The organism is Shewanella sp. 30m-14, from assembly GCF_052977125.1.
Map to the genome: position 1 here is coordinate 31573 of NZ_JBRILW010000004.1, position 18145 is coordinate 49717.

The window sequence follows — 18145 nt, forward strand, 5'->3', positions numbered from 1 at the left end:
TGTTCTTCAGCTTTTGGACTATCTTCAAATAGCTGTTTACAGAATTGGCTAATACGGCGAAAAATGGGACACCTCTGATTTGGATCTTAATTTGGGTAAAAACAAGTGCGCTATGATAACTCAATTAAAGCTTAATGAGTATACGATTGATCTCACGTATCAAGCAGTATTTCCGATTGTTTTGGCACCTTGGCCAAATCAAACTGACTCACGGCCTGTTCAATCATCTTACTTACGTGAGACTCCATAGTCACCGGACGTTGGCCTAGAAAAGCTAAGGCCGCGTTAATACTGGCTTGCGGGTGTAAATTATCGATCGCAGCCGCATGATTTTGCTTAGACAGTTTTCTGCCTTTTTCTGCACAGGCTAACGGCAAGTGTAGCCATTTGGGCACCGGTGTTTTTAGGATCTGATATAAGCTTTCTTGACGACAAGTCGGCTCCAGCAGATCACATCCTCTTACCACCTCAGTAATTTGCTGATGAATATCATCGAGCACGACTGCGAGCTGATAAGCATATAATCCATCGCTACGCTTGATAATAAAGTCTTCACTAGCAAAGCCTTTATCAACTGACACTCGCCCCATATGCTGGTCGACAAAATGCTCGATTGCGTACGGATTACGTACTCGAATCGCGCCTTGTGTCAGAGGCTGTAATAACGTGCCACATCGGCTGTCGTAACTACCGCCCATGCTTTGGATCTGTTTGCGTGTGCATTGACAGTAATAAGCTTGATTATCAGCAAGTAACTGCTCAATTTTAGCTTGGTATGCATCAAGGCGTTGACTCTGATAGAGCACGCTGTCATCCCACTCTAAGCCATAGGCTTCAAGGGTTTTCAAAATAGCACTGCTTGCGCCTAAGATTTCACGTGGTGGGTCGATATCTTCGATACGAACCAGCCATTTTCCGCCTTGCGAGCGGGCACGCAAAAAACTGCCGAGGGCAGCGATTAATGAACCAAAATGAAGAGGACCAGATGGGGACGGCGCAAAACGGCCTATATAGGGAGTCGTATTAATCATGTGCTGATAATAAAACGAAAGAGCGGAGCCTAAGCTCCGCACTTCAGACAGAAATTAACCTGCCATTTGCTTTTCTTTGATTTCAGCAAGCGTTTTACAGTCGATACACTGATCGGCTGTTGGACGAGCTTCTAATCGACGAATACCGATTTCGATACCGCAAGATTCACAGAAGCCAAAATCATCTTCTTCAATCTTTTGCATTGTCTTTTCGATCTTCTTAATAAGCTTACGCTCTCTATCTCGAGCACGTAATTCTAAGCTGAACTCTTCTTCCTGAGCTGCACGGTCGACAGGGTCTGGGAAATTCGCAGCTTCGTCTTGCATGTGATTAAGAGTGCGATCGACTTCTTCACGCAATTGGTTACGCCATGCTTCAAGAATCTTCTTAAAGTGACCCAATTGAGCCTCGTTCATGTACTCCTCACCTGGTTTTTCCTGGTAAGGATCTACACCTGCGATAGCGAGCACGCCAAGTTTTCTAGTGCCTTGAGGCATAACGCATCTCCTGTTAATCATTTGCGTTGTAGGGCGTCATTTAATAACGGCCGCTATCTATACCAGAAAGCTTTATACTAGGCAAATAATTTGTGTTAATCGGGGTCTATTCTTTGACTATGTCCGCTATTACGGACAATTTCAACCCTATCTTTTGAATTAAAGCCTAACTGGACAGGATTTAACCAAACGTGTCTCTATAGGCGATGAGTCGGCTTTATAGGCGATTATCTCTACACCTTTTACATGAGCCTCGCTAAGTAGTGCGGCATAATCTGGGTCAATATGCGCCGCAGCTTGCACACTATTTATACCCGAATGCTGAACAACAAATAGTAATACGGCTCGTTGACCTTGCTGGACCATTTCCATCAGTTCTCGCAAGTGTTTTTGCCCACGTGTAGTGACAGCATCTGGAAAGTAACCTTGCCCCTCTTCTAATAAAGTACAACTTTTGACTTCTATATAGCAGTTAGCTTTATCAGCATCTTCGAGCAGAATATCGATACGACTATTTTCGCTACCATATTTTACTTCTCGGCGTAGTGAGCCATAACCTTGCAGTTCGCTGATAACGCCGTTGTTAATCGCTTCTTCTGCGAGAGCATTAGCGCGGCCAGTGTTAATGCCAATCATATGGCCTTCAGGTGTTTCGGCTAGCTCCCAAGTACGGCTATATTTTCGCTTAGGATTGTCAGACACGGAGAACCACACCTTTTCACCTACAAATAAACAGTTTCTCATCGAGCCAGTGTTGGGGCAGTGAATTGTCACCTCTTCACCGTTATCAAGGGTAATGTCGGTTAGAAAGCGTTTGTAACGTTGGATGAGTACGCCACTTTCGAAGCTAGGGATAAATTGCATAAGGCTTCTTTATATGAATGATTTTGCGATAGGTTAACAGAGTTTTGGTTAAAGTTGGCGGTGGATGGCGAAGGCTTTGTATCAGTGGTTTTGTAGCTGTGGTTCTACAGCAGTCATTTTGTATTAAGGGCTTTAACCTGTCTTTAAATAGTTCCACTACTATAGCTGCGCAGTTTGAAGCGCTGCCTTTAGAAATAGATAAGGATCCAGTAGACTGCTTGCACTAAAAATAGGCTGGTTGTCGAAAACTCAGGCTACATAGCTACAGTCTTGGCAACATAGATTCATATAAAGGACCTAGAATGATAGATTTAATGAAAGTCACCCTAACTCACGAAGCTGCTGCAGCCCATTGGGGCAGAGCAGATGTTACCTTTCAAGGCGACGTTGCCTGTATTCATTTGATTGAGGGCGACGCCCTGCTTCATGTTCAGCAAGCCGCACGCAAACTCGAACTGCAAGGGGTCACTCAAGTGGCACTGACAGGCGCTCTATGGACGTTAGATCTGCAGTGGGCATTTGCCCAAGGCTTTGCTACCGCAATGACAACACCTGTTATTCACTGGACTGGCGATGATGCCACTCAGGCATTGCTGACTAGTCGCCTAGAAAGCGCCACTTTTGCGCGTCAGTTGATCAACGAAACACCTGAAAATCTCTCTCCCGTTGTTCTGGCAACGCAGGCGGCAAAGTGGCTCAGTGCTATCGGTGGCGACAAGGTGAGCTATCGCATTATTGAAGGCGAAGAGCTATTAGAGAAAAAGTGGATTGGTATTCATGCTGTAGGTCGCGGCAGTGATCGTCCGCCAGCATTACTAGAGTTAGACTTCAACCCATTAACTGATGACGCGCCAGTCTCTGTTGCACTAGTGGGTAAAGGCATCACCTTTGACTCAGGCGGTTATAGCATTAAAGGCTCAGAAGGCATGCTGGGTATGAAATGTGACATGGGCGGCGCGGCAACGGTGACCGCAGCCTTAGGTCTTGCGATGAAATCTGGCCTTAATAAGCGCGTTAAGCTGTTTTTATGCTGCGCGGAAAACTTGATTAGTGGCCATGCTTATAAGCTAGGTGACATTTTAAAATACAAAAATGGCGTAACAGTTGAAGTGGTGAATACCGATGCTGAAGGTCGTCTAGTGTTAGCTGATGGTTTACAAGCTGCATCAGAAACCGGTGCGCCACTGATTATTGATGCTGCGACACTGACAGGCGCTGCTGTGATGGCGGTTGGCACTAACTATAATGCGATTTTCTCGCCAAAGGCTGAAGTGCTGGCGCTTGCACAGCAAAAGGCACTGGCTGTGGGTGAGCGTGTTTGGCCATTGCCACTGGATCCTTGGCATAAAGACAATTGCCCAAGCCCATACGCAGACACGGCAAACAGTCGCCCGATGAAAGGCGGCGGAGCAGGCGGTGCATCAAATGCAGCGGGGTTCCTATGGCGCTTTGTTTCGCCACAAGCTAATTGGTTGCACATTGATTTAGCCTCGGCGTTTTCTGATGCGGGTGATCACCTTTGGTCTCCGGGCGCGACGACCCATGGGGTGTTGACTATCGCGGGTTTACTTGAAGACTAATTTGTAAGGCTGTGATCATTGCTAAAATGAGTCGTTTAAATGTGCCATTAAGATGATTGATTAAGATTTAACGATTTTTAAGACTACAACGACTTACCATTCAAGGCCTCGCAATAGCGGGGCTTTCTTTTTGTGGTGGCAGTTGGTGGTTAGCGGTTAATAATCAACCACTAATACCAAAGGCCTAGCAATCAGTCTTTGCCAAATCTTGTGTTATGTTGCAGTATTGTTGCTTAACTACCATTGCAACAAAACATAGGCTCTTCTCCCAATGATGCTGAGTTTTAGTGAGTTCTCCATAGACAGTGAAGCATTAGAACTGTATATCGATGGCAATGGTGTGGCTATCGATGAACGAAATATCACTCTGTTGCTTACCTTGGCGCAGGCCTACCCTGAACACTGCAGTAAACAAGACTGTTTAAGCTTGATCTGGCCAGACACGGTCGTCTCAGATATGTCTTTATCTAAGCTTGTGTCCGATACTCGAAAACTCTTTAGCCAAGCTGGCTACCAAGGCCCACTCATTCATACGGTTCATGGTCGCGGTTATCGCTTAGAGCAGGTGCTGGGCAAGCAGCTCATGGCTCAGGCTGAGCTAAAGAAGGCTGAGCTAGAACAGGCTGAGCTAGAGCAGGTTGAGTTAAAGCAGGCAGAGTTAGCACAGCAAAGCCAGCAACAAGCATTGTTGCACAAGCAGCGCGCTAATAAAGCAGAGCAAAAGGGAACGGTTGAACGTGCAGAAGATAAGCCGCAGCCTGCAGCTTCACATCCGCAGCGTAAGGCCGGTTTGAACTGGCTGCCAGTTTGGTGGGAGAACGTTGCTAAGCTTGTCATTGCATTTTTGTTGCTACTCGGTCTGATATTGCAGTTTTGGCATGTTAGTCGTCCAAGTCACGAGCATGGTAACAGTGTAACCCTTGAGCATAATGAACCCGTAAAGCAACTGGTTTACAGTGAACAACATGGTTCGATAGGGCGAGTGCTGTGGGTTGATGACCATCCCGAAAATAATTTGCTAGAAAAAGCTTTTTTTGAGCAAAAGGGGATCGGTGTTTATAACACTGTGACTTCGGAAGAAGCCTTAATGCTGTTATCTATGTATAGCTATCAAGCGGTGATCTCTGACATGGGCCGCCACGGAGACTCATTAGCTGGGCTCAAGTTATTACAATCGATTAGGGCGAGTGGTAATAAGACTCCATTTTATCTATACACCTATGTCGAGTCGGCGGGGGTTGTGGATGCGATTTATAAAAGCGGCGGGCAGGCCGTCGTGCTCGACTCTGAATCGTTATATAACTTGGTGCTTGCTCATTTTGAGCCTGAAAAGCGATAGGGTTGGAATGAATTCAACACTTTTCAGATTATTTCAAAGTTTGTAAGTGGGTCATTAAGGGAGTCTATGGTACCAATAGAGACAGCAAACAATCAGCAAGCGACGACAAGTTATCGTTTGTCTGCAGGCAGAGTGGCCCACAATTTTTTATGAATGAATTGAGTTGGTAACGAATTTTAGGGCTCTAACTGCTCACTATTTATCTTAGCTTGTTTAGCTTCATTTGATGATTATCAATGGTTAGACACTAAAGCTTCTTCGATTAGCCACCTAAACCAGGTGGCATTTTTTTGTCTGCTTTTTGTCAGATTTGTTAATCTGGCTAAGACGCTTAATCGATAAATCCATCATGAATAAATAGATGCTTAGTTTGATTAAAGTTGCTCTCACTGCAATTAACAAAGTCGATAGCGTATTGAGCATTGTCTAATCTAAACTTGGCGATTTTGGCAATTTCATACTCATTCATCACGATATTCATCGCTTCTTGAGTCCACTCGGCTTCACCTGTACCAATTTTCACTTCTGGTGGATCGTAGTGAGTTACCATCCAGTTTTGTAGTGCTTCGGCATCGATCTCACCTAGCTTCCAAGAAGTGAGTAGAGCAAGCAGTTGCGCTTTGGTTATTTCGGTGTTTTCCATCGTTATCTCATTAGCAAGAACTTAATACTGCATAGGGTAGCTCAGATTGAATCGATGACAAAGGCTTAAGCTAAATCCCAGTGCTGGAGTGTTGGATATTCGACCCCATTGGTGCCGGGGTAGGATTCAAACAAATGCAATTGTAACGGTTGTAAGCAGATGGGGTGATAAACGACTGTTCTTGCTTCACCTTTAGCCTTGCGCGCAAGAGTAATGTGGGGGTTATAACTGTGCTCACTACAATGTAAGCCAAGCTTTGCGGCAATGAGCTGCGCATCTTGGGCGAATTGGCGCAAGCCGTTGTCGCTCGCATCCCCTTTGAGGCAGATAATTTTGGGCTTACTCCAATGGCTCAGGGTATCGAGCGTGACGCTAAACGTAGGTTTACTCATTTTATCGACACTATCGATAAGTGCTTGCAGTTGACTTGGGGTGGCAGCGCCTAAAAAGGCGAGCGTCATATGCAGGTTAGCACTCGGAACTAATCTCACCGTATCGACAAGTTGAGCTTGGACCGCCGTTATCTGCTCAGTTTGCGCGGCATTGAGGCTAAAGCCTAAGAATACACGTTTAGTTGTCGCTGGCATTTAAGGTTCTCAAAGTTTAGGTATTAAAGCCGATGATACGTTTAGCCCTAGGTGGCTTTTAGAGTACACTAGCGAGCATGGGTTTCATTTCATTCATGCAGATTAACGGGCATTTTTCCCGAATCACTCATGGCATGAACTTATTATAACGGTATAAAAGACCTTCTCGTGACCTCATTACCAATACATGCACTGCTACAACCATTGCGTGACGCTTTTAAGTGTCAGCAGCAGGTGATCCTCGAAGCTCCTACTGGCGCTGGTAAATCAACAGCTCTGCCACTTGATATGCTCGATTGGCCAGAAATAAGCGGTAAAATTTTAATGCTAGAGCCTCGGCGGGTAGCTGCACGTAATGTTGCGCAGTTTATTGCCAAGCAGCGGGGAGGTGAATTAGGCAAAGAGGTGGGCTACCGAGTCAAAGGTGACTCGCGGGTCAGTGCTAATACCCGTTTAGAAATCGTTACCGAAGGTATTCTTACTCGTATGATCCAGCAAGATCCCGAGTTAACGGGTATTGATATGGTGATTTTTGATGAGATCCACGAAAGGCATCTCACCACAGATCTTGGCTTGGCGCTGGCGCTAGAGATCCAAGCGAGCTTTCGAGAGGACTTAAAAATCCTCGCCATGTCAGCGACGCTGTCTGGCTTGCCGCTTGCCAAGCTGATGCCTGAGGCCATAATGCTTAACAGTGAAGGACGCAGCTTTCCTGTTGAGCATAGTTATAGCAGTGTTCCGAGTCAGGGTCACTGGCTGGACCATATGGCGAAGGTGATCATCAATAGCCTTAATGAGCATTCACAAGGATCGTTGTTGGCATTTTTACCTGGTCAGGGTGAGATTAATCGCTTACACACCATGCTGAGCGCACGTTTAGACCCTAAAACGATCATTATCTGTCCGCTATATGGCAGCCTTAGTGCTAAGGCGCAAGATCTGGCGATTGCCCCAGCGCCAAGCGGGATGCGAAAAGTGGTACTTGCCACTAACGTGGCAGAGTCGAGTCTGACTATTGAGGGGATCACTCAGGTCATCGATTCCGGTTATAAACGCCAGGCGCGTTTTAACCCCAAAACCGGTGTCACTCGGTTATCACTAAAGCGCATCAGTCAGGCCTCGGCAGCACAGCGTGCGGGCCGAGCTGGGCGTCTTATGGCAGGCTTTTGTACTCGATTATGGAGCCAAGAGGAGCATGGGCGGTTATTAAAAGCCGATGAGCCAGAGATTGTTCATAGCGATCTGCTGTCAATGGTACTCGACGGTGCCTATTGGGGCGTTAAATCCTTAGGTGAGCTGCCAATGCTCACCCCACCATCGGTGGCAAATGAAAATGTAAGTTGGCACTTACTTCAAATTATGGGCATGGTGAATGACTCACACTCAATTACCAGCCACGGCCGCGCCGCGCACCAACTTGGTTGTAATCCAAGATTGGCGCACATGTTATTGCTTGCCAAGCAGCAAGCTGGGCAACAGCAAGATATTAATCTCGCGGTACTCGCCTGCATTTTGGCGGCAACCTTGGAGTCACGTAGTCGTAGTAGGCAAGGTGCAGATATTAGCCGTTATCTTAATGAAGCGATTCAGGGTGAGACACGCCAGCAGATCCGTAATTGGGTCAGTAGCTTAAATCTTGGCGCATTAGGTAACATTGATCTGAACGAGGCGGTGCGCCATGCCAGCAATGATGATATCGCCATGCTGCTGGCTTTTGCCTTTCCAGACAGAATTGCCAAGGCCCGTGGGGTCAGTGGATATCAATTGGCGAACGGTAGTGGTGTTGAACTGGCGAGTGAAGATGCGCTAGCAGGGGCAAGTTGGTTAGTGGTTGCAGATCTGCAAGAAACTGAAGGTCGCAGCCAAGGTAAGGTATATTTAGCGGCATCGCTCAATGAGCAATTGTTTGATACCCAGTTAGCCAGCTTGGTTGAAAGCGTAGAGTATTGCGGCTGGGATGAGGTAAAAGGGCGTTTCTATGCTGAAAAACAGTGTAAAGTTGGCCAAATATTATTAACCAAAGAGGCGATTAAAGTCGTCGATAAGCGGTTAATAAAGGGCGCCCTTTTAGAGCAGATAAGATTAAAGGGATTGGCATTAGTTAATTTCAACAGCAAATGTCAGCAATTGCAAAATCGTGTCGCCTTAGCGACGCAGTACTGCCCAGAACATGCTTGGCCAGCATTAGATAATGACTCATTGCTAAATGAGCTTGATGACTGGCTAGCCCCTTACTTAGATGACGTGCGCAGTTTGGCACAATTACAGCAAATAGATTGTTATACTCTGCTGCTTAATTTATTACCTTGGGAGTTGCAGCAGCAACTTGAGGCGTTACTTCCAAGAAGCTGGCCAATGGCGACAGGGACGCAAGTTCGCATCGATTATGATGCTAACGGCCGCGCATTGTTGAGCGTAAGGCTACAAGAAGCATTGGGTATGCCACAAAGCCCAATACTTGCACAGGGCAAACTCATTGTGACGATGGAGTTGTTGTCCCCTGCACATAGGCCGTTAGCGTTAACCGCTGACCTTGCGAGTTTTTGGCAAGGGCCCTATGAGCATGTTAAGAAAGAGATGAAGGGAAGGTATCCGAAGCATTTATGGCCCGATGATCCCGCCAATACCCAACCGACCAAATTTACTAAAAAGAAGACGTTTAGCTCGCAATAAGCTTGAGCACGTCGCGGACCGATAATGACAGATAAAGCTACACCTAAAACAGGCGCTAAAAGAGCGCCGGCGAAGAAGAAAACCGTCGCGAAAAAACCGCGAGCAACAAGAAAGCCCACTCAAAAGAAAACGAGTCGTGGTTGGGGGCAAAAAATCTGGTCCATCAGCTGGAAGCTGGGCCTTGTCTTAGCCGTGATCATCGCATCTTATGCTATCTATCTTGACCAAATTATTGCCCGTAAGTTTGAAGGGCAAAAATGGCATCTGCCAGCCCAGGTCTTTAGTCGCTCGATGGCGCTGTATCCTGGCGCTGCAGTGAGCCATGACCAATTGATGTCAGAGCTTAAATTGCTTGGCTATCGTAAGGTGGCTAATCCGCGTCAGGTCGGCGAGTTTTCAGCATCCAAGACTAAAATCGATCTATGGCGTCGACCATTTTTGCATCCTCAAGGCGAGCAAGCTGAGCAGAGGGTGATGATTACCTTCGACAGTAATGGTGTGGGATCTGTAGCGCGCAATAGCGATCAACGTCAATTGGCCGTATTCCATCTAGAGCCTGTGCTGCTCGACAGAATTATCACTGGTGATGGTGAAGATAGACTGTTTGTGGCGACCGATAAGATCCCTCAACCTATTGTTAACGCACTTATCTTAGTTGAAGACCGCAGTTTCTATGAGCATCACGGCGTTAATCCGTTCGCCATATTACGTGCTGCTATGGTGAATATCAGCGCAGGGCGCACAGTACAAGGTGGTTCTACCTTGACTCAGCAGCTGGCAAAGAACTTCTTCCTATCGAGTGAACGCTCACTGAGTCGAAAGCTGCGCGAAGCGCTGATGGCGATCATTATCGATTTTCGTTATGAAAAAGGTGAGATTTTAGAAGCCTACCTCAATGAAGTGTATATGGGCCAAGATAAAGCCCGTGGCGTGCACGGTATGGGCTTAGCTTCGCAGTTTTACTTTGGTCGCCCAATTGCAGAATTGACGGTACCGCAGCAGGCATTTTTGGTGGCGGTGATTAAAGGGCCATCTTATTACAATCCGTGGCGCTACCCTGAGCGTGCGCAGGAGCGACGTGACTTAGTATTGCGTTTGCTAATGGAAGCTGGTGACTTGAATGTGAGCCAGTATCAAGCGGCGGTAGAGTCGCCTTTGGGGCTTCGATTAGCCAACAAGTCAGTGCACCAGAAACTGCCTGCGTTCTTTTCTGTGGTGAAGCATGAACTTGCTAGCCGCTATGGTGACGCTTTACTGCAAGAGTCAGGGATAAAAGTCTACACCACGCTAGATCCAATGGCGCAAGAGGCGGCAGAAAAGGCGGTCGAACACACCTTAAAGCAGCTGGGTAAAAATGATAAAAGTCTGCAAGTGGGTATGGTTCTGACCGATAAGTATTCGGCAGGTATTGCTGCGATGGTGGGCGATAAAGTGCCAAGCTATAAAGGCTTTAACCGTGCGGTAGAAATTCGCAGGCCTATAGGTTCATTGATCAAGCCATTTGTGTACGCCACAGCGTTGAATGATGGTAAGCAATATAACTTGATGACGCCTTTAAAAGATCAGCCCATTACGCTGAAAAATGGCCAAGGCAAGACCTGGTCGCCGCAAAACGTTGATAAAAAGTTTCGAGATCAAGTGCCTTTACTGACAGCATTTAAGAACTCGATGAACGTGCCGACGGTTAACCTTGGCATGGCGATAGGCGTGAGTAGTGTAGCAACCACGCTAGATAAAGCAGGCTGGAAAGATACGATCCCTGAGTATCCTTCTATGCTACTTGGCGCAGTCAATGGCTCACCATTAATGGTTGCGCAGGTGTTCCAAACTATTGCCGATGATGGTCGTTACCGCCACTTAAATTCGGTGACTACGGTATTGAATGCCCAAAACCAGCCGCTGGCAGCCTCTAGGCCGCAAGCGGTGCAAAGTATTCCTGCAGCCAGTAACTACTTAGTTAAATATGCCATGACTCAAGTGGTTGAGTCAGGTACGGCTAGACGTTTGGGTAATGCATTCCCTTATGTGACGCTAGCGGGTAAGACTGGCACCAGTAACGACTCGCGCGATTCCTGGTTTGCCGGCTTCGATGAGCGCAATGTCGCCGCCATTTGGGTTGGCCGAGATGATAACGGCAAAACCGGACTCTATGGCAGTAGCGGCGCTATGGCGGTTTATCAGGCATTTCTTAATCATCGTGCGCCATTAAGCTTACGTATGGCGCCAGTTGATGGGGTTGTGCAGGGCTACTTTGAGCGTGACACTGGTAAAGCGCAAGAGCCACAATGCGCCAATGTGGTAAAGGTGCCAGCACTTAGAGACAGCTATCAACCTGCGGCCAATTGCGGTGAACCGCTGCCTTGGTGGAAGAAACTGATAGGTGGATAACTGATTAGATGAATAACTAATACGTAGGTGACTAATAGGTCAAGCGCTAAGGTATTAGCTAATAAAGTGAAGATGGCCAGTGATGCTTTGTATCTCTGGCCATTTTTGTTTGTAGAATCGAGTAATACTAGCCTGCTAGCGTTTGCACACGACGAGCCCTTAGTAGATAAATCAAGGGAATAATGGCTAGAGCCACCAGGAAAGCGGCCCAGTTGCCATTTTGAACGACACCATATTTTGCCGCAACGATACTGCCCAGCAAAGCGCCGCCACCAATGCCAACATTGAATAGACCAGAATAGATAGCCATAGCCACATCGGTAGCATCTGGCGCGAGCTTGAGCGCCTTTGATTGTAAAGATAGGCACATCAACATCATGCCCGTACCCCATAAAATACACAGTGGCAGCAATAACCAGATCTGACTCGCAATGAAAGGTAATATTGCCATGCAAGTACCGAGCGATACTATCGCTAAGGTAAGCAGTTGTTGAGCATGACGTGCTTGATAGCGACTAAAAAGCGCACTTCCAATTAATCCTGCCGCACCGAATATCAACAAAATCATAGTGGTGATATTGGCCGAATAGCCAAAATGCTCTTGCAGTAATGGTTCAAGATAAGTGTAAACGCTGTAGTGTGCAGTAACGAGTGTCATGGTTAACAGATACAGCCAGAGTAGCGCTTTATTACGAGCCAAGCTTGGTAGGCTTCTCCAGCTACCGCCATGGGTTGCGGGTAAGTTTGGTAGACCGCGCCACAGTAGTAACATCATGCCTAGAGTGAGTAAGCCAATTAAGGCGAAAATACTACGCCAACCGATTAATTGGCCTATTACTCGTCCCAGTGGAATACCAAGTACTAGCGCCAATACGCAGCCAGTGGCGAAGATACTTAACGCTTTTGCGCCTTGTCCTTCAGGGGCTAAACGTACCACTAGCGCCGGAGCGATAGCCCAGAAGAGTGCGTGAGTTAAGGCGATGCCGATGCGGCCAGATAGTAAGATGTCGTAGCTTGGCGCCCAGACGCAGATCCCATGGCTAATGATAAAGATAGACATTAATCCAAGCAGCAGCTTTTTACGCTCAAAGCGTGCAAACAGCAGCACCGCAGGCAGTGATGCCAGCGCAACGACGGCGGCATACACTGTGAGCATCGGGCCGATAGCAACCGCGCTCATATTAAAGCTTTGGCCAAGGGCTGATAATAGGCCTACAGGAACAAATTCAGTAGAGACAAAAACGAAGGCCGTTAGTGCCAGTAGCCACACTGGAGCCCAAGCGAGGAGGCGCTGTTTCATCGGGTCTGGTTTCATCGGGTCTAAATCAAAATTGAAAGGGCGGCAAGTCTACGCCCAAATCGGATTTTTGGCGAGAGGGTTAGCGATGGTGTGAGATATAAAATGTTTAACTTGTGAGCAGTGAGACAGTTTGACTTAACGCATATTATTTGGATTATTTAGGACCTAGGACCTAGGACCTAGGACCTAAAAGCTAAAAGCCTAGAGCCTAGAGCCTAGAGCCTAGAGCACTCGTAAACTCGCTGCGAGGACGCTTTGCTGTTAGAGCGGACTGCGTCCTGCTATACAGGCAAGAGCCTGCATTGTGTTTTCAATGTAGGTTGGGCTTTAGCCCATCACGGATGAGGATTAACTAAAGGGGAAATGACGGCATAAATGCCGAGCTACTATAAAGAAGGCTCTAGGATCCAGAACCTGCTTTTCCTAGAACCTTATTTTAATACCTCTTCAATAAAAAATAGCGTTCGGGGCTTTTCGCGGTGCTAGGTACAGTGCCAATAATTTCAAAGCCGAGTTTTTGATAAAAGACCGGAGCCTGAAAAGAAAGGGTATCGAGTTGCGCCATAGTGCAACCGCGCTTTTTGGATTCAGTCTCGGCTTGCAGCATAAGCTTGCGGCCAAGTCCTGTGCCTCGCGCTGCTTTATCGACCCACACCACGTTAATTAGAAAGTTGTCGTAAATAGTACGTCCGGCAACACCACCAATAAGTTTGCCGCTGCCACTACTATCACTAGAGTCATGGGCAACCACCGAAAGAGCTTTGGAGGTTTCAGGCCCCATATGGGCAAAGTTGTGTTGCCTGACGCCATCAACCAAAGCATCAAATACGGACTGAGATTCGCCATGGATCACATCTATTTTAACTTTCATTTCAACTTCCAAGTTGCGTTACTATTTTAGTGTTATTACTTTAGTTTTCCGTCTCAGCTTAAACCATCTTAGCTTTGTGCTATTCCGTCTCAGCCCTTCCTATAACCTGCTTTCTCTAAGACCTAGAATCTAGAACGCTTCGCGGCTAGAGCGGACTTCGTCCTGCTATACAGTCAAAGATGTGTATGGTGTTTCTGATGTAGGTTGGGCTTTAGCCCATCAGCCTTGCCGTTAAACATACCTGGATTGACGGCATAAATGCCGACCTACATTACAAAGAAGGACCTAGGGCCTAGGACCTTTCCTTGTTCTAGGCGGTTTTTGCTGTAACCAGATATAGCATCCTGTAAACGCCATAATCAATAAACTTAATGCCACTAGATCCATCAGCCAAGGGCCGAGAGAACCGAAGAATCGACCGCTGTGCATATCGAGTAATACCCGCTCCCACGTTAACCGACTCGATCTAATTTGCTCTGCAACCTTGATTGTTTCTGCGTTATCTATAGGGCTAACCCAATTAATAACAGCCGAAGGCGCTACCGCAGTCCATTCGATAATATCGTTATCGGCCTTATACTGGCCACTTGTTGTTTGTAGCCACCACGCTTCGCTGTATCCAATTGCCTGAATATGATCAGGTAACCCCGTGGCTGAGCTTTGGGTTTCAAGTAATACGCCTTGAGGGGAGAGTAAATACAGGTGTTGGCTATCGATGGCGACAATCATCTCTTGGTTGACGGCGACGGCCAAAACCTCACTGCCCGCTTCTAATATTAACTTATCGTTTAACCAAACCTCATTGTCAGAGCTGGCGAGGTGATAAGGGCTGAGTTGGTATATGGCAACGTCAGTGGGTGGTTTTATCCCATAGTAATCGAGTAACCAGGTCTGCTTAACATGTGCGGTATCGAGAGATAGGTGATTGCTGTGATTGATTAACACGCCAGTGATAGCGATAAAAATAACCAACAAGGTAGAAAAAATACCGATTCTGCGGTGCCAGGGGCGAAGTTGACGTAATAGTCTAACTCTAAAATTTGGGTGTTTTCGGGTCATTTTAGGGCCTGTTGACCTTCTAGTTGTTTTAATGAGTCGTCATTGTGTTGCTTAAGGCGCATTGCTTAATTGGTTGCTTAGGGCATACTCAGTTAAGACGTTAAATACGAATGCTGCTCATTTACTTTACAGCAACCGCTGCCACTACTGAACCGTTAAATGTTGTTGCTAATGGGTTGTTTAGTTTTTCGTCGTGCTTTACTTCTCAAAATAGAGAATAAAGCAATGCGGTTGATGGCGTTGAGTAAGAATGTCGTTCAAGCGAATAGGCCAGCCTAACAGCAGGCCTACTCAAGGAAAGACTAACTTAAAGTTACTCACTTACTGACTTAATCAATCACTTAGTAGGCTATTTAGTCGGTCATTCACTAAGCCTTAAAGCTAGAACCAACTTTGTTCAATCGCGGTTGAATAAACAGAAGAATAATCAGCTAAAATAGCGCGATGACCCGTAGTAAACATCGCAAATGATGCATCGGTGGGCACTGTTACTTCACTACTGGTGACATTGACGATTAATTCTGGAAATAACAGGCTGTTGGCTGCATTAATCAGATCTTGCGCTTCAGTTAATGAATAATCATCATTACTTATTGAAACTGCAGAAATATTTGATAGCTGAGAATCAGATACACGAATTGTCACAGATAAATTATCGAGTGTTGCAATTGACTCTTTGGCATCATTTACCAAATCAGCTGTAGCAAAATCAGTGGGTTCTTGCCAAGTGTACTGATAACCATCATTGAACTGGTAAACTCGGCTGTTTTCAAATTCAATATTGGCAGTGGCGCCGTCTGCGGGCAGATGAAAAATAATTCGGCTTACAGCGGTGCTTTTGGCGTAATCATTTTTCTGAATCACATCGTTGTAAGCGTATTCAACTCTGACTTCTTGTTGACTTGTTTCAACATTAAATTGGGTGATGCATTTAACGCTAACCTTATTTGTCGCTGTACATAAACGGGTTATGGTGTCATCAGATAAACCGAGTTGCAGCGCATCATTTCTGAAGTTGTTATCGACGATCACTTCATTACCATCATCTGGGTGCAATATATTGTCGATATATTCACAGCCACTGATATTCAGACATAACAAACTTGTCGCTAGTATTTTGACTTTAGAATTCATTAGTTACTCTGCCATTGATAAGGCAAACGGTAAGCATAATTTAGCACTGTTTTTATTGGCAAGAGTAGTGATATTTACTCAGATGTACCATTAGCGCATCTGAGTATTAGCGCCGGTGCAACAGAGATCATGTCTGCGAACTGCAGTTATGTTGCGCCGTTACTGGTATGGTTTTACTCGAGGTTACTCTGGTTCACTTTGTCGTTGTTATTACTTAGTTTTTGGTGGTGATATACCCATCTAAGTAAAGCGCGATACGTGATAACTTGGTCAGCGCTCTTACTGATAATGTTGCACCGGTAATGCCGTCGATATGGGTATCAAGCTTGAGTGCTGGGGTGAGCTTGGCTGACTTGAATTGGTCAGTAAAAAAATCATGCCTGACTTCATCACCGCGGCTTTCTCGGTAAACCAAGACTTTAGTTTGGGCTATTTGATGGTTTTTAACATGAATGCCGACGGTGATAGGGGCTTCTTTACCGAGTTCATTCATCACCCACACACTTTCATCGCCTTGTTGCCAATAACGCAGACGCATTTTTTTAAAACTATGGGCGAGAATCGATTCAATTACGCTTTTGGTCTCGTCATCAATCCATAGCACTTTAGCTTTAGGAACTGTGCTATTAAAGGCTTGAGATATAAAGTCTTCAGGAGTTTGATAGGTTCCGCGAGCGTGCGCCACACTTGTCAGCAGCGATAAGCTGATAGCAGTGATAAAAATGACTAAGGGTAACTTCATATATAACAACTTATTTTAACAGCTTATTCGAATTGATTTTAAAAGAGCGCCCGAGTTGGACGCTCTTTTGGTAACAGCCTGCATTAGCTTAACGTCATTTAAACTAACGTTGTTAAAGCTAATCCCACAGAAGCTAACGTCATTGGAGCTAACGTCATTGGGAGCGGGCTGTTTAGCTTAGAACTGGTAGCCAACACCTAAATTAAAACCGTCAGCATCTTTAGCGCCGCCCACGGTTTCATAGTCAGCTTTAAACACTACGTTCTCGTGCAACCAGTAGTTGATACCTACGTTAGTTTGCTCAATTTTAGTGTCTTCGTTATTACCCGCATTGTTGTCATATTCGTTATAGCGAGCAAACACACCAAAACTTTCGTTGATGCGGTAAGACGGCTCAATGTACCAACCGTTTTGCTCGTTACGACCAAGGGCTTTTGCTTCTTTACCGTCTATATCCCACTGTGCATACAGTGCTTTAACGGTGAACGCTTCAATAGAATAGATAGCATGTGCTGTCAGTAATGTCGCCGCGGCATTATCAACGCCAGCAGCGCCCTGAGTTAAATCAGATTGATACTGCGCAGTTGCTGCTAGCTCTAAACCGGTCACACCTGTGTATTTAACATGGGCGGTGTAAGCAAGATCAGAGGCGTCTGCTTTAGCAACTTTTTGACGGCCGCCACGAATATTATAAGTGTCATCCACTTTAAGACCTGAAGTGATAGCACCATCAAATACAAGGCCTGGAGCGGCTTTAACATTTAGCAGTGCACCTGCTTCCCACCATGTTGCTGGAATGATGTTCTTCTCAACAGGGTTACGCTCAACACCGTAAAATGCTGGTGGCTCGTGAGTTTCGTTAATGATGCCGACAGGGATGAGGAATAGACCCGCTTTACCTGTGAACATTTGATTGAAGTCATGCTCGATATAAGCTTGCTCTAGCTCAACTTCACCAGGCTTATCGTTACCCGATAGAGCGTGTTCAATTTCCAGCTCAGAGAAAAAACGTGTATTTTCAGTGAATTCGTGGCCAAAGAATAATACGAAGCGATGAAAATCGATGGACTTCTTATCGTTACCAGTTTTGTTATCAGTAATGTTGTTGTAGTGAAGCTCACCATAACCACCGATAGTCGTCGAACTTTCAGTGACCGATACAGAGACTGATTCTTCAACAACGTCAGCAGTTTGTTCAACACGCTTTTCTGTTTCGTCGAGACGTTTTTCAAGATCTTGAAGTACTTGCTGTTGTTGTTCGATAATTTTTCGTAGTTCTGCTGAATCATCGGCTGCAACGGCAGTTTGAGACGCAAACATGCCAACTAGCGCTGTGGCAAGTAAGGTTTTTTTCATCATTTCATTCCCCAAATGTTAAATCAATTTGCTTTATTTGTCGCAGATTGTATCAATTGCTTATCATAATGCAAACTATT

General features: G+C 46.0%; 15 protein-coding genes. 4 read left to right on the top strand and 11 right to left on the bottom strand.

Translation table 11 applies throughout. The annotated features are described in order from the left end of the window. Positions 1–152: 152 nt before the first annotated feature. The 3 genes from gluQRS to sfsA form a co-directional block, all read right to left on the bottom strand. Complete coding sequence (gluQRS, locus tag ACVBIU_RS04210) at positions 153–1031, bottom strand: tRNA glutamyl-Q(34) synthetase GluQRS (protein ID WP_447163155.1); 879 nt, start codon at positions 1029–1031, stop codon at positions 153–155. Positions 1032–1085: 54 nt separating this feature from the next. Continuing rightward, positions 1086–1529, bottom strand: a complete 444-nt coding sequence (gene dksA / locus ACVBIU_RS04215; RefSeq protein ID WP_248998233.1) for an RNA polymerase-binding protein DksA — start codon at positions 1527–1529, stop codon at positions 1086–1088. Positions 1530–1688: 159 nt separating this feature from the next. Next, positions 1689–2393, bottom strand: coding sequence for a DNA/RNA nuclease SfsA (sfsA, locus tag ACVBIU_RS04220; RefSeq protein WP_447163156.1), 705 nt, complete (start codon positions 2391–2393; stop codon positions 1689–1691). A 302-nt stretch (positions 2394–2695) separates the two neighbouring features. Here sfsA and pepB point away from each other — a divergent pair, with 302 nt between their 5' ends. Both pepB and ACVBIU_RS04230 read left to right on the top strand, forming a co-directional pair. Beyond that, entirely contained in the window at positions 2696–3973 is a 1278-nt protein-coding gene (pepB, locus tag ACVBIU_RS04225; RefSeq protein ID WP_447160945.1) for an aminopeptidase PepB, read from the top strand. 271 nt (positions 3974–4244) lie between these two features. Continuing rightward, positions 4245–5312, top strand: a complete 1068-nt coding sequence (locus ACVBIU_RS04230) for a winged helix-turn-helix domain-containing protein (RefSeq protein ID WP_447163157.1) — start codon at positions 4245–4247, stop codon at positions 5310–5312. A 331-nt stretch (positions 5313–5643) separates the two neighbouring features. Here the strand turns inward: ACVBIU_RS04230 and ACVBIU_RS04235 are convergent, their stop codons facing one another. Both ACVBIU_RS04235 and thpR read right to left on the bottom strand, forming a co-directional pair. Beyond that, positions 5644–5955, bottom strand: coding sequence for a hypothetical protein (locus ACVBIU_RS04235; protein ID WP_447160947.1), 312 nt, complete (start codon positions 5953–5955; stop codon positions 5644–5646). Between the two features lie 65 nt (positions 5956–6020). Beyond that, positions 6021–6542, bottom strand: coding sequence for an RNA 2',3'-cyclic phosphodiesterase (gene thpR / locus ACVBIU_RS04240; protein WP_447160948.1), 522 nt, complete (start codon positions 6540–6542; stop codon positions 6021–6023). Positions 6543–6710: 168 nt separating this feature from the next. Between thpR and hrpB the strand changes: the two genes are divergently transcribed. Both hrpB and mrcB read left to right on the top strand, forming a co-directional pair. Next, positions 6711–9215 carry an ATP-dependent helicase HrpB gene (hrpB, locus tag ACVBIU_RS04245; protein ID WP_447163158.1) on the top strand — a complete coding sequence of 835 codons (2505 nt, stop codon included), beginning with the start codon at positions 6711–6713 and terminating at the stop codon, positions 9213–9215. Positions 9216–9239: 24 nt separating this feature from the next. Continuing rightward, positions 9240–11603, top strand: coding sequence for a penicillin-binding protein 1B (mrcB, locus tag ACVBIU_RS04250; RefSeq protein WP_447163159.1), 2364 nt, complete (start codon positions 9240–9242; stop codon positions 11601–11603). Between the two features lie 127 nt (positions 11604–11730). On the opposite strand, the gene ACVBIU_RS04255 is transcribed toward mrcB, so the two are convergent. The 6 genes from ACVBIU_RS04255 to ACVBIU_RS04280 form a co-directional block, all read right to left on the bottom strand. Further along, positions 11731–12903: a sugar transporter gene (locus ACVBIU_RS04255; RefSeq protein WP_447160951.1), complete on the bottom strand. Its 1173-nt coding sequence runs from the start codon at positions 12901–12903 to the stop codon at positions 11731–11733. Positions 12904–13339: 436 nt separating this feature from the next. Further along, positions 13340–13774: a GNAT family N-acetyltransferase gene (locus tag ACVBIU_RS04260; RefSeq protein WP_447163160.1), complete on the bottom strand. Its 435-nt coding sequence runs from the start codon at positions 13772–13774 to the stop codon at positions 13340–13342. 285 nt (positions 13775–14059) lie between these two features. Further along, a complete protein-coding gene (locus ACVBIU_RS04265) occupies positions 14060–14833 on the bottom strand; it encodes a PepSY-associated TM helix domain-containing protein (protein WP_447163161.1) in 774 nt (257 codons plus the stop codon). Positions 14834–15214: 381 nt separating this feature from the next. Beyond that, the gene (locus tag ACVBIU_RS04270; protein ID WP_447163162.1) at positions 15215–15967 is read right to left on the bottom strand and encodes a hypothetical protein; all 753 of its coding nucleotides are present in this window, start codon (positions 15965–15967) and stop codon (positions 15215–15217) included. Positions 15968–16181: 214 nt separating this feature from the next. Further along, the gene (locus tag ACVBIU_RS04275) at positions 16182–16709 is read right to left on the bottom strand and encodes an FMN-binding protein (RefSeq protein WP_447160955.1); all 528 of its coding nucleotides are present in this window, start codon (positions 16707–16709) and stop codon (positions 16182–16184) included. Between the two features lie 177 nt (positions 16710–16886). Beyond that, entirely contained in the window at positions 16887–18065 is a 1179-nt protein-coding gene (locus ACVBIU_RS04280) for a porin (protein ID WP_447160983.1), read from the bottom strand. Positions 18066–18145: the final 80 nt, after the last annotated feature.

What these genes read in the sequence shown, in the direction of transcription:
- pepB (WP_447160945.1), top strand. Translation starts at nt 2,696, where the DNA reads ATGATAGATTTAATGAAAGTCACCCTAACTCACGAAGCTGCTGCAGCC.
- ACVBIU_RS04275 (WP_447160955.1), bottom strand. Translation starts at nt 16,709, where the DNA reads ATGAAGTTACCCTTAGTCATTTTTATCACTGCTATCAGCTTATCGCTG.
- ACVBIU_RS04260 (WP_447163160.1), bottom strand. Translation starts at nt 13,774, where the DNA reads ATGAAAGTTAAAATAGATGTGATCCATGGCGAATCTCAGTCCGTATTT.
- ACVBIU_RS04280 (WP_447160983.1), bottom strand. Translation starts at nt 18,065, where the DNA reads ATGAAAAAAACCTTACTTGCCACAGCGCTAGTTGGCATGTTTGCGTCT.
- gluQRS (WP_447163155.1), bottom strand. Translation starts at nt 1,031, where the DNA reads ATGATTAATACGACTCCCTATATAGGCCGTTTTGCGCCGTCCCCATCT.
- ACVBIU_RS04255 (WP_447160951.1), bottom strand. Translation starts at nt 12,903, where the DNA reads ATGAAACAGCGCCTCCTCGCTTGGGCTCCAGTGTGGCTACTGGCACTA.
- mrcB (WP_447163159.1), top strand. Translation starts at nt 9,240, where the DNA reads ATGACAGATAAAGCTACACCTAAAACAGGCGCTAAAAGAGCGCCGGCG.
- ACVBIU_RS04230 (WP_447163157.1), top strand. Translation starts at nt 4,245, where the DNA reads ATGATGCTGAGTTTTAGTGAGTTCTCCATAGACAGTGAAGCATTAGAA.
- sfsA (WP_447163156.1), bottom strand. Translation starts at nt 2,393, where the DNA reads ATGCAATTTATCCCTAGCTTCGAAAGTGGCGTACTCATCCAACGTTAC.
- thpR (WP_447160948.1), bottom strand. Translation starts at nt 6,542, where the DNA reads ATGCCAGCGACAACTAAACGTGTATTCTTAGGCTTTAGCCTCAATGCC.
- ACVBIU_RS04235 (WP_447160947.1), bottom strand. Translation starts at nt 5,955, where the DNA reads ATGGAAAACACCGAAATAACCAAAGCGCAACTGCTTGCTCTACTCACT.
- dksA (WP_248998233.1), bottom strand. Translation starts at nt 1,529, where the DNA reads ATGCCTCAAGGCACTAGAAAACTTGGCGTGCTCGCTATCGCAGGTGTA.
- ACVBIU_RS04270 (WP_447163162.1), bottom strand. Translation starts at nt 15,967, where the DNA reads ATGAATTCTAAAGTCAAAATACTAGCGACAAGTTTGTTATGTCTGAAT.
- ACVBIU_RS04265 (WP_447163161.1), bottom strand. Translation starts at nt 14,833, where the DNA reads ATGACCCGAAAACACCCAAATTTTAGAGTTAGACTATTACGTCAACTT.